Origin of the sequence: Pedobacter sp. N23S346 (assembly GCF_048515415.1) — a bacterium.
Classification (GTDB): domain Bacteria; phylum Bacteroidota; class Bacteroidia; order Sphingobacteriales; family Sphingobacteriaceae; genus Pedobacter.
This window is the reverse complement of record NZ_JBLYEE010000022.1, coordinates 1-15,357: the sequence shown is the minus strand read 5'-3', so window position 1 is coordinate 15,357 and position 15,357 is coordinate 1. Positions and strand designations below refer to the sequence as shown.

The 15,357-nt window shown below is 38.4% G+C and carries 14 protein-coding genes; all 14 read left to right on the top strand.

The features are described from left to right. The first annotated feature begins 12 nt into the window (after nt 1-12). Nucleotides 13-1,905, top strand: coding sequence for an amidohydrolase (locus ACN1CD_RS23000; protein WP_419132769.1), 1,893 nt, complete (start codon nt 13-15; stop codon nt 1,903-1,905). 2 nt (nt 1,906-1,907) lie between these two features. Beyond that, nucleotides 1,908-2,342, top strand: a complete 435-nt coding sequence (locus tag ACN1CD_RS22995) for a DoxX family protein (protein WP_419132768.1) — start codon at nt 1,908-1,910, stop codon at nt 2,340-2,342. Nucleotides 2,343-2,366: 24 nt separating this feature from the next. Beyond that, nucleotides 2,367-2,840, top strand: coding sequence for a Dps family protein (locus ACN1CD_RS22990; RefSeq protein ID WP_419132767.1), 474 nt, complete (start codon nt 2,367-2,369; stop codon nt 2,838-2,840). An 11-nt stretch (nt 2,841-2,851) separates the two neighbouring features. After that, on the top strand, nt 2,852-3,544 hold the full coding sequence (locus tag ACN1CD_RS22985) for a YoaK family protein (protein WP_419132766.1): 693 nt from the start codon (nt 2,852-2,854) through the stop codon (nt 3,542-3,544). Continuing rightward, a complete protein-coding gene (locus tag ACN1CD_RS22980) occupies nt 3,544-5,844 on the top strand; it encodes a histidine kinase dimerization/phosphoacceptor domain -containing protein (RefSeq protein WP_419132765.1) in 2,301 nt (766 codons plus the stop codon). The genes ACN1CD_RS22985 and ACN1CD_RS22980 overlap by 1 nt, the downstream gene beginning before the upstream one ends. Before the next feature lie 37 nt (nt 5,845-5,881). Further along, nucleotides 5,882-6,817, top strand: coding sequence for a ring-cleaving dioxygenase (locus ACN1CD_RS22975; RefSeq protein WP_419132764.1), 936 nt, complete (start codon nt 5,882-5,884; stop codon nt 6,815-6,817). A gap of 6 nt (nt 6,818-6,823) precedes the next feature. Continuing rightward, a complete protein-coding gene (locus ACN1CD_RS22970) occupies nt 6,824-7,126 on the top strand; it encodes a GNAT family N-acetyltransferase (protein WP_419132763.1) in 303 nt (100 codons plus the stop codon). An 11-nt stretch (nt 7,127-7,137) separates the two neighbouring features. Continuing rightward, nucleotides 7,138-7,752, top strand: coding sequence for an alpha/beta hydrolase (locus tag ACN1CD_RS22965; RefSeq protein WP_419132762.1), 615 nt, complete (start codon nt 7,138-7,140; stop codon nt 7,750-7,752). Between the two features lie 190 nt (nt 7,753-7,942). Further along, on the top strand, nt 7,943-8,569 hold the full coding sequence (locus tag ACN1CD_RS22960; protein WP_419132761.1) for a TMEM175 family protein: 627 nt from the start codon (nt 7,943-7,945) through the stop codon (nt 8,567-8,569). 23 nt (nt 8,570-8,592) lie between these two features. Continuing rightward, a complete protein-coding gene (locus tag ACN1CD_RS22955; RefSeq protein ID WP_419132760.1) occupies nt 8,593-10,011 on the top strand; it encodes an alpha-L-fucosidase in 1,419 nt (472 codons plus the stop codon). Between the two features lie 12 nt (nt 10,012-10,023). After that, nucleotides 10,024-10,971 carry a D-2-hydroxyacid dehydrogenase family protein gene (locus ACN1CD_RS22950; protein WP_419132759.1) on the top strand — a complete coding sequence of 316 codons (948 nt, stop codon included), beginning with the start codon at nt 10,024-10,026 and terminating at the stop codon, nt 10,969-10,971. A gap of 419 nt (nt 10,972-11,390) precedes the next feature. Then, on the top strand, nt 11,391-13,478 hold the full coding sequence (locus ACN1CD_RS22945) for a sigma 54-interacting transcriptional regulator (RefSeq protein ID WP_419132758.1): 2,088 nt from the start codon (nt 11,391-11,393) through the stop codon (nt 13,476-13,478). Between the two features lie 186 nt (nt 13,479-13,664). Beyond that, on the top strand, nt 13,665-14,909 hold the full coding sequence (locus tag ACN1CD_RS22940; RefSeq protein ID WP_419132757.1) for an FAD-dependent oxidoreductase: 1,245 nt from the start codon (nt 13,665-13,667) through the stop codon (nt 14,907-14,909). Nucleotides 14,910-14,911: 2 nt separating this feature from the next. Beyond that, nucleotides 14,912-15,184, top strand: coding sequence for a UBP-type zinc finger domain-containing protein (locus ACN1CD_RS22935; RefSeq protein WP_419132756.1), 273 nt, complete (start codon nt 14,912-14,914; stop codon nt 15,182-15,184). Nucleotides 15,185-15,357 lie beyond the last annotated feature (173 nt).

The following is a 15,357-nucleotide window of genomic DNA, read 5'->3' as shown; positions in this document are numbered from 1 at the left end:
AAAGAAAAAATTATGACTGCAGATATTATTTTATTCAATGGTAAAATTCATACCATTGCCAAACACAAAGCAGAAATAACTGCTGTTGCCATCAAAGACGGGAAGTTTATCGCCATGGGTAATGACAGCGATGTAATGAACTTTTCGGGTTCATCTACAAAGTTGGTTAACCTTGATAAAAAACGCGTTGTACCCGGAATTAATGATTCTCACATCCATTTAATTCGCGGTGGTTTAAACTTTAATTTAGAGCTGCGCTGGGATGGAGTTCCATCTCTTGCAGATGCCATGCGGATGCTCAAAGAGCAAGTAGACAAAACACCATCGCCACAATGGGTACGTGTAGTGGGTGGCTGGTCTGAATTTCAATTCGCCGAAAGACGAATGCCAACTTTGGATGAAATCAATGCCGTTTCGCCAGAGACACCGGTTTTTATTTTGCATTTGTACGATCGTGCTTTTATGAACCGTGCGGCTTTAAGAGCAGTTGGGTATACAAAAAACACACCTGCGCCTCCGGGTGGCGAAATACAGAGAGATGCAAATGGCGAACCTACAGGGTTAATTATTGCGAGTCCGAACGCCATGATTTTGTACTCCACTCTGGCAAAAGGGCCAAAACTTTCTTACGAGCATCAGGTAAATTCTACCCGGCATTTTATGACCGAACTTAACCGTTTTGGCATCACCAGTGTGATCGATGCAGGTGGAGGCTTTCAAAATTTTCCCGATGATTATAAGGTGGTAAATGAACTGAATGAGCAAAAACAGTTAACCGTTAGAATTGCCTATAACTTATTTACCCAGCGCCCAAAACAAGAGTTTGAAGATTTAGATAACTGGACAAATTCGGTAAATCTTTATCAGGGTGATGATATGTATCGCCACAATGGCGCAGGTGAAATGTTGGTTTTCTCGGCAGCAGACTTTGAAGATTTTCTTCAGCCAAGACCAGATTTGCCCGAAAATATGGAAGCTGAATTAGAACGTGTTGTTCGTTTACTGGTAGAGAAAAGATGGCCGTTTAGATTGCATGCTACTTATAACGAAAGCATCAGCAGGTTTTTAAATGTTTTCGAAAAAGTAAATCGTGAGATCCCTTTTGCAGGTTTACCATGGATTTTCGACCACGCTGAAACCATCGATGAGAGAAACATAGAACGTGTAAAAGCATTGGGTGGTGGAATAGCAATTCAAAGCAGAATGGCCTATCAGGGTGAATATTTTACAGCGCGTTATGGCGAAAAAGCAGCTTTACAAACGCCTCCTGTAAAGAAAATGCTGGAAATGGAAGTTCCCGTTGGTGGCGGTTCTGATGCCACCCGTGTGAGCAGTTACAATCCCTGGGTATCCATGTTTTGGTTAACGGCAGGCAAAACTGTTGGCGGATTAAAAATATACAATGAAGATACCGTTTTAACCAGGGAAACGGCGTTGGAACTTTATACCCGTGGCAGTGCCTGGTTTTCAAATGAACAGCAAAAGAAAGGCGATATTGAAGTGGGTATGCTCGCCGATTTAGCGGTACTTAACCGCGATTACTTTGAAGTACCCGATGAAGATATAAAGGGAATCGAATCTGATTTGACCATTGTTGATGGCAAAATTGTTTATGCCAAAGGCGATTTTTCTTCGTTTTCACCACCAAAAATCCCGATTCTGCCAGACTGGTCACCAACCAATAGTTACAATGGCTATTATGTTGCAGATCATCATAAGGCCATTCAGCAAGGAAACGCCAAAGGCGTAAACGGTTCCAGTGCAGTTCTTGCTACGGTTCACGCTTGTGTAGGTAGTTGCGATGTTCATGCGCACAATCATGATGCAGTGAGAACAAGTAATCTCCCGGTAAATAATTACACTGCCTTTTGGGGGGCATTAGGCTGTTCATGTTTTGCTTTTTAATAATGGAAAATTTAATCAAATACCTGCTTTATTCCGATTTAGGTTCGGAATTTAACAACATAGCCGTTTTAATCTTCAGGATTTTGCTCATGCTAGAACTTTTCAGGGTACACGGGATGAAAAAATTTCGTGTGCAAAATGGAGAGAAAGAACATGTACCTAATCCGTTAGGTTTACCCGATAAACTGAATGGATTGGTGGCGACATTTTCTGATACCGTTGTACCTTTTCTGGTTGCAATAGGTTTTGGAACCCGCCTTTTCCTTTTACCATCTATTGGGGTAACCGCTATAGGATACTTTGTAGTGCACAGAAAAGACGCTATCGAAGTAAAAGATGTGCCTTATATGTACACTTTGGCCATGCTCTTTTTATGGGCAATAGGGCCAGGTACTTTTTCAATAGACCACTATTTATTACAATCTCTTTTTAATTAATCACATCAATTATATACCAAAATCATGGAAGCAAAAATTGGAATCAGCCCAGACAACCTTGCAGCGGTTGCACATTCGTTAAGCAAAATTCTTGCAGATGAATACGTTTTATACACCAAAACACGTAAAGCACACTGGAACGTTGAGGGGCCAGACTTTTACAACAAACACAAGTTTTTCGAAGAACAATATACGCAGTTAGAAAATATTGTAGATGAGGTTGCAGAACGGATTCGGAAATTGGGGCATTATGCACCTGCATCGCTTAAACAGTTTTTAGCGTTAACGCACTTAACTGAAGATGACCGTGGTAAAAATGATGCACCGACTTACATCAAAATGTTGCTTGAAGACCACGAAAGCATACTTATTCACTTAAGGGAAAACATAAACAATTATGCAGGTCCGCTGAAAGATGCCGGAACAAGCGATTACATTACAGGTTTAATGGAAACGCATGAAACCATGGCGTGGATGTTAAGAGCACACTTATCTTAAAGCATAAAAAAATGGAAGAAAAACAGCATAATATCTGGTTCGTAACCTTAGTATTAACCATTATAGCGGGTTATTGTGATAGCATTACTTTCGTTGCTGCCGATAAAATATTTTCGGCACACGTAACAGGTAACTTTATCGTATTTGCCTATCAAATGATAAAAGGCGCTGATGGTGATGCGTGGATTAAGCTGCTCACCTTCCCCATATTTATGGTCGCTGTAATGCTTGGTGGCTGGATAGCTGCAAAATTTCCGAACAGGCATCTGCTGCTTTTGTGCGAAGGAATTATACTCATCATCGGTGGTATTATCGCTTATTCGCTGGGCTACATAGATAATGGAGAAGTTACCTGGCCCATGTATTTAGTTACCATGATTGTGGTAGTTGCAATGGGCTTACAAAATGCTTTTGGCAAACTCTTCGCTAAAGATACTTTTGGCCCGACAACCATGATGACCGGTAACGTAACTCAGTTTGCGTTGGATATCAGGTCATATTGCAACTCCGGGTTTAGAAATGCCGATTTTCTTACAGGCGTATCCAGAGGTTTAATTACGCTGGGCGGATTTTTAGTAGGTTGTTTGCTGGGGGCATTTGTGGGTAAACTATTTGGTTTAGTAGGAATCTTTTTGCCAGGTATTGTCATGGTGATCTGCTATTACACCACCCGTGCAAATACAAGTGAAACTAAAGTGGCCTGATGACTAATAATGTTTTCCATATTGTTGCTGTAGTAAAGCCGATGAGATATCTGTTTTTTGTACTGCTGATTTTAATCATCCCTGGCCTGTTAAAAGGCCAGGAGATTAGAACCAAAGTAGTATTTGAAAATGCACTTACCAGACTGGCCCAGCTGGATGATGGTGAAAATAAAGCTGATCTATTGGTAAGCATTGGAACTTATTACCTCAATTTACCCGGCGAATTAAAAGCTGATTTAGCAAAGGCAACTCAATACCAAAATAAAGCACTGGCTTTGGCTAATCAAATACATTATCCAAAAACTGTTGCCAGCGTTTTGGTGTTAAAAGGAAATATTGCCCGGGAATCGGGAGACAAAATTTCTGCAGAAAAAACATATGAACAGGCTATTCAATACTCAACGAAGAAAGATTTAAAAGACCAACTGGCAGAAGCATTTTCGGCGATGGGCCAACTTTATGGTAACGAGGGGAAAGATTTAGATAAAAAGATAGCATTCAACCGGAAATCTTTAAAACTATATCGTCAATCCGGCAACAAATTGGAAGAGGGAAATTCGCTTAAAAACCTTGGCGATTATTACACTTTAAAAGGTCAATCTGAAGATGCACTAAAGCTGATGGATTCATCACTTTCTGTATATAAATCCATCAATTTTAAAGAATTACAGGGGATATACAATAATATGTGTATCGCTAATACGGATGCTGGTAGTTTTTCTAATGCATTAAAATACGGTTTGCTTGCAGAAAAAACTGCAGATAAACTGGGCGATACGAGTTTGCAAAAAAGTTCGATCTGTAATCACCTCGGGTTAATTTATTTCTATTTACGAAATGATAAGAAAGCCCTGGAATATTGGACAGAGGCGAGGCGAATTGCCGAAGTTTATCATGATGCCGGTTATTTGCAAACGATTATTACAAACATTGCCACTGTTTTAATCAGGATGAAAAAAATTGAAGAGGGCATTGAAACGCTTAAGGAAATGGTGAAGAAATACCCGTCAACGGATATATCTATGAAACTTCGGATTCCATATATTTTGTTTAACAGTTACTATGATATCCATCAATACGCGAAAGCGGAGCCATATTTTAAGGTTCTGTTAAAATTTCATAAAGAACTGCCTGAAGATAATCCCAATCAAACTTTGCTTTATAGAAGTATCATCAGAAAGCTAATTTATGAGAAGAAGTTTGGAGAGGCTGATGAGTATTTAAAAGCACATGAAAAGCAAGCCGCTACCCAAAGCAATGTCATTGTACTCTCCCAGGTACATAGGTTGTGGTTTGTGGTAGATTCTGCACTGAATAAACCATGGTCGGATATTGCGCATTATAAAGAATATAAGCGATTGGGAGATTCTATTTTCTTTAACGATAAAAATAAACAGATTTCGGGTCTGGAAATCGAGTATCAAACCGAAAAAAAAGATAAAGACATTGCTTTATTAAGCCAAAATAATCAGTTGCAAAAGGTTCGGATTGAGCGTGAGGGGCATGTTCTGTACATTTTTATCGCAGGACTCTTGGTCGCGATTATTTTTGCCGGTTTGATTTATAACCGATACCGCTTAAAAAAACAAAGTAATTTAATTTTGGAGCAAAAGCAGAAGGAAATAAATGCCCAAAATGATTTACTTAAGAAAATTTTAGGCGAAAAGGAGTGGCTCCTTCGGGAAATACATCATCGGGTTAAAAATAATTTACAAATCGTAATCAGCTTGCTGAACACTCAATCGGCATATTTGGATAATGATGATGCATTGGTAGCCATTAGGAATAGTCAGAACCGCATGCACGCCATGTCGCTCATTCATCAGCGGCTTTATCAATCGGATAATCTGGCAGAAATAGATATGAAATGGTATATTAAAGAGCTGGTAGATTACATGATAGAGTGTTTTAGCGCCGATAGGAAAGTACAATTCACACTCGAAACCGAATCCATTAAACTTGATGTTGCTCAGGCCGTTCCGCTAGGTTTAATTTTAAACGAGGCGATAAGTAATACCATAAAATATGCATTCCCGCATGATAGAAAAGGTACCGTTCATATTTCATTTTTAATGGCTGAAGATGAAATGTGTGAGCTAAAAATAGCAGATAATGGAATAGGTTTGCCAGATGGTTTCGAACCTGAAAACACCGAATCATTGGGGATGAGTTTAATGACGGGTTTAACCGAGCAGTTAAACGGCCAGATAAAAATGTGGAATGATAACGGGCTTATACTTCACGTTCGTTTCAAAAAACACAATGAATTGGCACAAAAATCTATTGAGAAATTAAGTTAGTAATACAATAAATAAACTCAAATAAAATTTAAACGATATGAACGATACTATTTTAGGTCTGCACCACATTACCGCAATTGCAGGAAATGCGCAGCAAAATTTCGATTTTTATACCAAAACTATGGGTTTACGCCTGGTTAAAAAAACCGTAAACTTTGATGATCCGGAAACCTATCACTTATATTATGGTGATGAAACTGGCTCAGCTGGAACGATTTTGACTTTCTTCCCTTGGGATGGCATTGGGCAAGGTACGGAAGGTGTTGGAATGGCCACTGAAATCGGCTACGCCGTTCCGCAGGGAAGTTTAGACTTCTGGCTCGATAGATTAGGGCAAGCCAACATTAAAACCAAAGATATAGCAGAACGTTTCGGTGAGCAATTTCTGGCATTTAAAGATCCGGATGGCTTATCATTGAGTTTAATTGTACCAAGAGAGGAAGATCTTCGCAAGCCTTGGGAAACGGATGAAATTAAGAACAACACGGCAACAAAAGGTTTCCACAGTACCACTTTAACCCTTCAGAAAATAGATGAGACGGCTAAAGTTTTAACCGATATTTTTGGTTATCGTTTACTTGCGCAAGAAGGAAATCGTTACCGGTTTATTACCGATGCTGTAGAAAATGCATCGATTGTAGATTTGTTGGAAACCCCAGCTGGTATTCGTGGTAGAAATGCTGCGGGAACTAATCACCATGTGGCTTTCAGGGTTAAAGATGAAGCCATTCAAATGGAATTCAGGGAGAAAATTTTAAGTAAAAACCTCAACATTACGCCTAAAATTGACAGAGATTATTTCTATTCATTGTATTTCCGCGAACCAGGCGGCGTACTTTTCGAAATCGCTACAGAAAACCCGGGCTTTACTGTAGATGAACCTTTAAATGAGTTAGGTACGCACTTAATGTTGCCGCATCAACATGAGCATTTACGCGAAGATTTACATAAATTACTTCCAAAATTAAGCTAATCAATTATGGCAAAAGTAAAATTAAACATTCAGGAAGGTGAACCAAGTTCATTTGATCTCTATGACGAAGATGGAAAAGTTGGTGAAATGATTTTCGATATCCAGGGGAAAGATTTAACAGTTTACCATACCGAGATAGAACCTGAAAAGGAAGGTAAAGGTTATGCTAAAATGCTGTTAGATGCGATGGTAGCCTACACCCGGAAAAATGAATTAATGGTTATTCCAATGTGCCCGTATGTACATGTGCAATTTAAAAGGCACGAAGAGCTCTACCAGGATATCTGGAATAAAAGTAACGAAAATTAAAAAATAAGAAAATGCAGGAAATAATAAAATCAGGCAAAAGCCTGGCTGTTGCAGAAAAAGTTCTGGTCATGATTCATGGTCGTGGTGGTTCTGCAGAGGATATATTATCACTTTCAGCCGATTTAAATGTCGATTCGTTCGCATTGGTAGCACCGCAAGCACCAGGAAATAGCTGGTACCCACAATCTTTTTTATCGCCAAGAACAGAAAATGAACCATCGTTATCTAATGCTTTAAAATTGATAAACGATTTGGTTCTGGATTTGGAAAAGGAAGGTTTTACTAAAGAACAAATTTACTTTTTAGGCTTTTCTCAGGGCGCTTGCCTGGCCTTAGAATTTGCAGCATCGCAGGCTGCACGCTACGGCGGTGTGGTGGCTTTTACGGGAGGCGTAATTGGTGATCACGTAGATCATCGAAATTATCATGGTAATTTTGACGGGACACCGATTTTTATTGGGAGCAGTAACCCAGATTTTCATGTGCCGGTAAGCCGTGTTAAAGAAAGTACCGCTTTGCTGGAAGAAATGGGGGCAAACGTTACAGAAATTATTTATGAAAACATGGGCCATACCATCAGCAGAGCAGAAATAGCACAAGTAAATAAATTAATTTTTAACGATTAAGAAACTGTCTGAATTTCATAAAAATGATGATCAACTTGCGAAGTTTTGGTGGCTTTTGCTGGGGGGAAATACTTCGCAAGTTTTATGGTACTGTCATAAAAACTTGCGAATTCTTCATCGCTCAGGCTTTTGAAATTTTGTAAGTTGATAAATTCTGATTTTAGACAGCTTCTAATAAAAAACACTAGAAATGGAAAAGGAAACAGCCAGGATTGAGGCTTTTAGTGATGGTGTTTTTGCTATTGCTGTTACTTTACTAGTACTCGAACTTCATGTACCTGAATTTAATGCGGGCTCAAACCCTGCCGCACTTATTAAGGCTTTAATTAGTCAATGGCCGGCATATATCGCCTTTATCATCTCATTTTTTAGCATTTTCATCATCTGGGTTAACCACCACAAAGTATTTAAACAAATTTACAAGCGAAACACAGGATTAATGTTTGCCAACGGGTTTATCCTTTTCCTGGTTTCGCTTGTTTCCTATCCGAGTGCATTGCTGGCTAGATTTTACCTCAGCGATGCTAAACAATTTTCGGTAACCATTTACACGGGAATGTTTGTTTTGGTTAACATTGCCTTCAATTTATTATGGCAACAAGCTACGAAAGATAAAGGTTTGTTGCGGCCAGGAATCAGCGAACAGGCTATTAAACAACTCCGGAATAATTATTTATATGGTTTCCCAACCTATCTTATTGCCTTTGTCAGTTCTTTTTTCTATCCGGATGCAGCACTTTTAATCTGCGTTTTACTTTGGATTTACTGGGCAATCTCTTCCAGGAAAATTAATTTTACAGCACCACTAATTACATAAAACTATAAATCAACCAACCAAATATGAAACTTAGATCTATACAGAAAAACGTTTTATTAGCTATTTTAATGCTGTTTTCTACTATCGGGGCGATGGCACAGTTTAAAAACTCAGAAGCAGCTAAAAAGTTAAATGTACTTCAGCAACAGTTTGTTGATTTGCGTTTTGGAATGTTTATCCACTATAATATTCCAACTTATGCCAATGCCGACTGGCCCGACCCTGATGCCTCTCCAAAATTATTTAATCCTAAAAAGTTAGATGCAAACCAATGGGCCAAAGCTGCAAAATCGGCTAATATGAGTTATGGCTGTTTAACCACAAAACACCATAGCGGTTTTTGTATCTGGGATACAAAAAGTACAGATTACAACGTCATGAATAGTCCTTATGGCAAGGATGTAGTGAAGCAATTTACAGATGCTTTTAGAGCAAACGGATTAAAAGTGATGCTTTATTATTCGATATTGGATACGCACCACAAGCTTAGGCCAAACCAGATTACGCCAAAACACATTGATATGATTAAGCAGCAAATTACAGAGCTGTTAACTAAATATGGTAAAATTGAGGCGCTGATTATTGATGGCTGGGATGCGCCATGGTCTAGGATTTCTTATGATGATGTGCCATTCGAAGATATTTATACCTTGATTAAAACCTTACAGCCCGATTGTTTGGTAATGGATTTAAATGGAGCTAAATATCCTGCAGAGGGACTTTATTACACTGATATCAAAACCTATGAAATGGGTGCTGGTCAACGGATGGATAAGGAAAGTAAAGTAATGCCATCTTTAGCTTGTTTGCCGATTAACACTTCGTGGTTTTGGAAAACAGATTTTCCTACCGTTCCGGTTAGAAAGCCACAAGAAATTGTATATAATTTAATTAAGCCGTTAAATACGGCAAGCTGTAACTTTATTTTAAATGTTTCCCCAAACAGGGATGGTTTAATTGATGATAATGCTATCGAATCGTTAAAAGAAGTAGGCAGGTTATGGAAGAATGAGGGTGCTACCACTCCATTACCACCGCTCGAACTTCCGATTATTTCCAGCAATCTGGGTTTAAAACAAGCAGCAAATTCGACCTGGAGCGATGATATGGATATTATGGATTTTGCAAATGATGATAATTACAAATCTTCCTGGCGTTCTAATAAAGAGGTTAAAAAAGCCTGGTACGAAATTGATTTTAAAAATGAAAAAGGTATTAACATGATTGTTGTTGCCGAACAAAAACCGAATATCGATGGTTATGTACTCGAATATTGGAATGGCATAGAATGGAAGAAAATTGTGAATGGCACAAACACTGATAAAATAAAAATTCATAGGTTTAACCGCGTTTGGACGAGTAAGGTTCGTATCCGAATCGAACATTCAAAGGATATACCCGCTATAGCAGAATTTCAGGTTTTTGATGAAAGAAGGTCTTAAAAAATTATAAATATGTCACGATATAAAATTGCCATACTTGATGATTATCAGGATGTAGCTAAATCTTTTGCAGATTGGAGTGCAATAAAAGAACTTGCCGATATCGAAATCTTCGATAATCATCTTCATGAGGAAAATGAAATCATCACGCGTTTAATGCCTTTTGATATTATTTGTGTGATGCGGGAAAGAACGCCACTAACAGCCAGTATATTAAAAAATCTCCCTCACCTGAAGCTGGTGGTTTCTACCGGAGCCAGAAACCGATCTATCGATGTAGAGGGCGCTCAAAAATTAGGAATAGAAGTGCAAAACACGGGTTACCTGGGGCACGGTGCTTTAGAACTTACCTGGGCATTATTAATGGCGCTGGCTAAACACATTCCGCAAGAGAATGCCATTTTACGAGCTGGCGGATGGCAGCACATGGTGGGGAACGATTTAAAAGGTAAAACACTCGGCATATTAGGCCTCGGGAATTTAGGGTCGCAGGTTGCAGCTGTAGCCAAGGCATTTGATATGGATGTGATTGCTTGGAGTGAAAACCTCACACCAGAAAAAGCCTTAGCCGGTGGAGCCAGGTATGTAGATAAGAAAACCCTTTTTCAGGAGGCTGATTATTTAACCGTTCACTTGGTTTTAAGTGATAGGAGTAAGGGAATAGTGGATGAGGCAGATCTGGCGTTAATGAAATCTACAGCCTATTTGATTAATACATCCCGTGGTCCTTTGGTTGATGAAAAAGCACTTATAAATGCTTTGCAACAACATAAAATTGCTGGCGCAGCTTTAGATGTTTTCGACAAGGAGCCACTCCATGCAAATCATCCATTTAGAACATTAAAAAATGTTTTGGCTACCCCACATATCGGCTTTGTAACAGAAGATACTTACCGTCTTTTCTTTACTGATACGGTGAAAATTTTATTGAAGTGGTTGCAAGAAAATCCTAAAGAATAATTTGATTAATTAATATTTCGCCCTGGGTTAGCACAACTGACTCAGGGCTTTTTTGTGTAAAATAATTTATCAACTTACGAAATTTCAAAAGGCTGTGTGCAGAAGAATTTCGCAAGTTGATCTTCATTTATTTGTTATCGCTACGGTATTTCGTTTTAAATAATCGCTATTTAGCGAAATATCGCTAACGGAAAAAAGCTCAATATAGCTGTTAAATGCTTTAAGGCCGTTTTATTGAATCTGGCATGTTCTTTGGATTCGCGGGTAGAGCGCTTAAGAATATTTATCCCAAAAATATCTGCTTTTTGTTGTTTCAAATTATCTGAATAAGATGCTTAGAATAAATAATTGATTGGGGTTAATAATTAAAATTTAATCACCCATTTGTTTCAATTGAAATAAAATCTATTTAAGCAAAGATGAGAGAAAACCAGACAGATTTAGATTCGAATATAAAACGTTTTGAAACGCTTGATAAAAAAGAAATTCCTGGATCTTATTTTGAAGATTTAGCTTCCATACATGCTGAAAATGAAAAATGTTTTAGTTTGTCAGAATTATTTCAAGGCATATTTTCTAAACTTCATCCATTATTTTCAATTGATTGTGGCGCACTAGTTCTTTATAATGAAGAAATGAACTACATCACACGAGCTTATCTTGCTGAAGTAAGTTCAGGAGAGATTTCCTGTACAGAAACCGTTTCTGATCCGGTAAGTCTTTCGCTCATGACCAAAGAAATTGCTGAATTTGATTTTCCCATCCTTAAATCCAGGCAAAACTGGGTAGAAGATTTTGGCGAAAATCACTGCCTCACTAATCATCCAACAGAATATCATTTTCACTGTTATATTCCATTGGAGAGCAACGGGCGGACATTCGGAACTTTTGAGCTCCATAACCACAACCGCGAATTGAGTGCAGATGGTTTAACCTTTTGTTGTAATATCGCCGAATTTCTTGCTGGTTTACTCCAGGTAATGGAAGAAAGAGAAACTCCAGGAAATCAGCAAAAATTATCTAAAGTAAAATCGGGTGGTGATTCGGAAATTTCCAATTCACTTTATCAGCTTTTGAATGATTTATCAGGTATTACAGCGCATGATGAAATCGTAAATTTTATTGAGCGCTATTTTTGCGATGATTTTAATGCCGATTATTGCAAACTTTTAATTAAACCACATCAGGATTTTTTAATCGATTTTACTTCGGTAAAAGATGGTTTTCAGCTTTTGGATTTAAGTGTAATAGGGGAGCAGATAGCAAAAAAAGAGCACCTTGATTTATGGAATGAAATTGGGATAAAATACATTTTAGCCATTCCCTTAACCAATCGGAAAAAGCTTTTAGGTCAGGTTTTAATTGGGTTTAAACAATCTTTAGAAATAAGTAATGAAAAAGCAAAAGTTTTAAAGGCCGTATCAAACATCATAAGTTGGCCAATCGAACATTTGCTTGCCGAAGAAAAAATCAGGCATCAGCAAACGGAACTGGCTATCCAAACAGGACAGCTTTCTGCCTATGCGATTCACGAAATAGAGGAGACAGATCAACTTTACACGCACCCCGTTATTGTTGGCAACAGTGCAGAAATGCAGCAGGTTTTTAAATTGCTCGATCGGATTTCATCATCAGAAACAACCGTGTTAATTTTAGGTGAAACAGGAACGGGAAAAGAACTTATTGCTAAAGCAGTTCATGATGCATCGGGCAGAAAGCAAAAAACAATGATCAAAGTTAACTGCGCTGCTATTCCGCCAAATTTAATTGAATCTGAGCTTTTTGGTCACGAAAGAGGAAGTTTTACCGGAGCTACAGAAAGGCGTATTGGTAAATTTGAACAAGCCCATAAAGGCACCATTTTTTTAGATGAGATAGGGGAGCTATCATTAGATTTACAGGTTAAATTATTAAGGGTTTTACAAGAAAAAGAATTGGAACGTGTTGGTGGAAAAACAACTATTCCGGTTGATGTCAGGATAATTTCTGCCACAAACCGTAACCTTTTAGAAGAAGTAAATGCCGGAAGATTTAGGCAGGATCTATTTTACAGATTGAATGTTTTTCCGGTATTATTGCCTCCGCTAAGAAGCAGAAAAACCGATATCCCGGTATTGGCACAGCATTTTCTAAACAAGTTTGCTCAGAAATTAAACCGAAAGTTGCAAGGTTTTTCTAAAAAAGCAATTGCCTCTATGTTAGGTTACAGTTGGCCAGGAAATGTAAGAGAATTAGAACATTTAATCGAAAGGCAAATCGTAATCACAACTGGCAACATCATCAAAGAAGTTGAAATTCCGGGCAGTTCAAAGGCGGCGGCTCCAACAACGATAGCGGCTGTTAAAACTCTTTTCGAAAATGAACGTGACCATGTTTTTTCAGTTTTAGAGTCATGCAATGGAAAAATTTCTGGTCCGAATGGGGCCGCGAAGCTGCTGGGCGTTCCGGCTACAACCCTTAATTCGAAAATTAAAAAATTAGGCTTGGCTAAAAGGCACATATTTTAGTCTGCAGTAATCCTCGGGTTTATCTGCTCGTAAATTAGCGAAATAAAGTAATTGTATTTTTCTTAATTTTAGTTTAATATATTGGAATACAATGCGTTGTGTCGAGGTGCTATTGTTGCTGAATTAATCATGACGGATGGTCGCCATTAACTTTACGAAGAGTAATAATTGATTAAGAAATTAGATATGAACAAGCTTAAACTTTACGGCAAACCAGATTCACCCGAAATTTATCCGATAAGAGATTTTTTAAAACGTAGCGTTGTCGATTTCGAGTGGATTGATATTTCTTTTGATAACCTTGGCTTGGGCCAGGGCATCACATCTTTTAACAATCAGGATAAACATCCCGTTGTCGAGTTTCCGGATGGAAAAGTAATTATTAATCCAAGTTTAGCGCAAATTGCCTGTAATTTAGGGTGGATTACTCAACCTAAGTATACCGAATATGATCTTTCAATCTATGGAGCTGGTCCGGCGGGTTTAAGTGCTGCTGTCTATGCCGCATCTGAGGGTTTGAAAACTATTTTAATTGAGCGTGAGGCAATTGGCGGACAAGCAGGTACCAGTTCTTTAATTGAAAATTATTTGGGCTTTCCCGAAGGTATTTCTGGTGCTAATCTGGCCGAAAGAGCCAGGCAACAGGCTTTAAAGTTTGGTGTCGAGATTTTGCTTTTAAAAGAGGGGATTAAGGGAACTTTTTACGATAATAAAATTCATGTTGATTTTGCATCTGGCGAAAAACTAGTGGCCAAAACAAATATTTGTGCCACTGGGGTAGAATATGCAAGACTAAATCTTCCCGATGAAATCCAATTTTTTCATAAAGGCGTTTACTATGGCGCAGGTGCAAGCGAGGCTGCTTTCTGTCAGGATAAGGATTTGTATATTGTTGGTGGCGGTAATGCTGCAGGACAAGCCGCTACATACTTTTCTGGCTTTGCCAAGCAGGTTTTTATGGTCATCAGAAAAGGAAATCTTTCTGAAACACTTTCACAGTACCTGATTACCAGGATTGCCAATATTAAAAATATTCATGTGTTGTATTATTCGGAGGTTACCGCACTTCAGGGCGATGACTATTTACAACGGATCAAAATTGTAAACAGCGAAACAGGTACTGAAAACTGGCATGAAACCTCGAAATTGTTTATCTGCATTGGTGGAAAACCCAATACCGACTGGGCCTCAGAAACTGCCATCTGCAGAGATAGAAACGGTTATCTTTATACCGGGAATGATTTGGTTAGCCTGGATCAATATAAAATGTGTTGGGAAGTAGACCGACCTCCATATCATTTAGAAACCAGTGTGCCGGGTTCTTTTGCAGCGGGTGATGTAAGATTTAATTCCGTTAAAAGAGTAGCATCAGCAGTAGGCGAGGGGGCAATGGCAGTTACACAAGTTCATCAATATTTATCAAAATTATAATTATGGAAAGCAAGAGTGTTTGTATCCATATCGGAGCGATAAAAGAATTAAAATTAGCCAAAAAACGAGTTTGCGAGGAATGCATAAAGCAGGGCACAACATGGGTTCATCTTCGAACTTGTCAAACCTGTGGGCATACTTTGTGTTGCGATTCATCCCCGGAGCAGCACATGTCTCATCATTGCAAAGCCGAAATGCATCCGGTTGTTATTTCTTCTGAACCGGGTGAAAGGTGGTTGTATTGTTATGTTGATGATGAAATGGCTGAATATTAACCTGCTAACCTACTGGCTGGTGAGACGGCAATGCTATTAAATATCGATATAAAGATGAGTATAATTTCTTCAAATCAAAAAGTGGAGCAACATAAAGTGGCTCCTAAAAAAAACATTTGATTTCATTCAGGATAAAAATAATTTTTCTCAATCTTTTAAAGAGCCAATCTTTT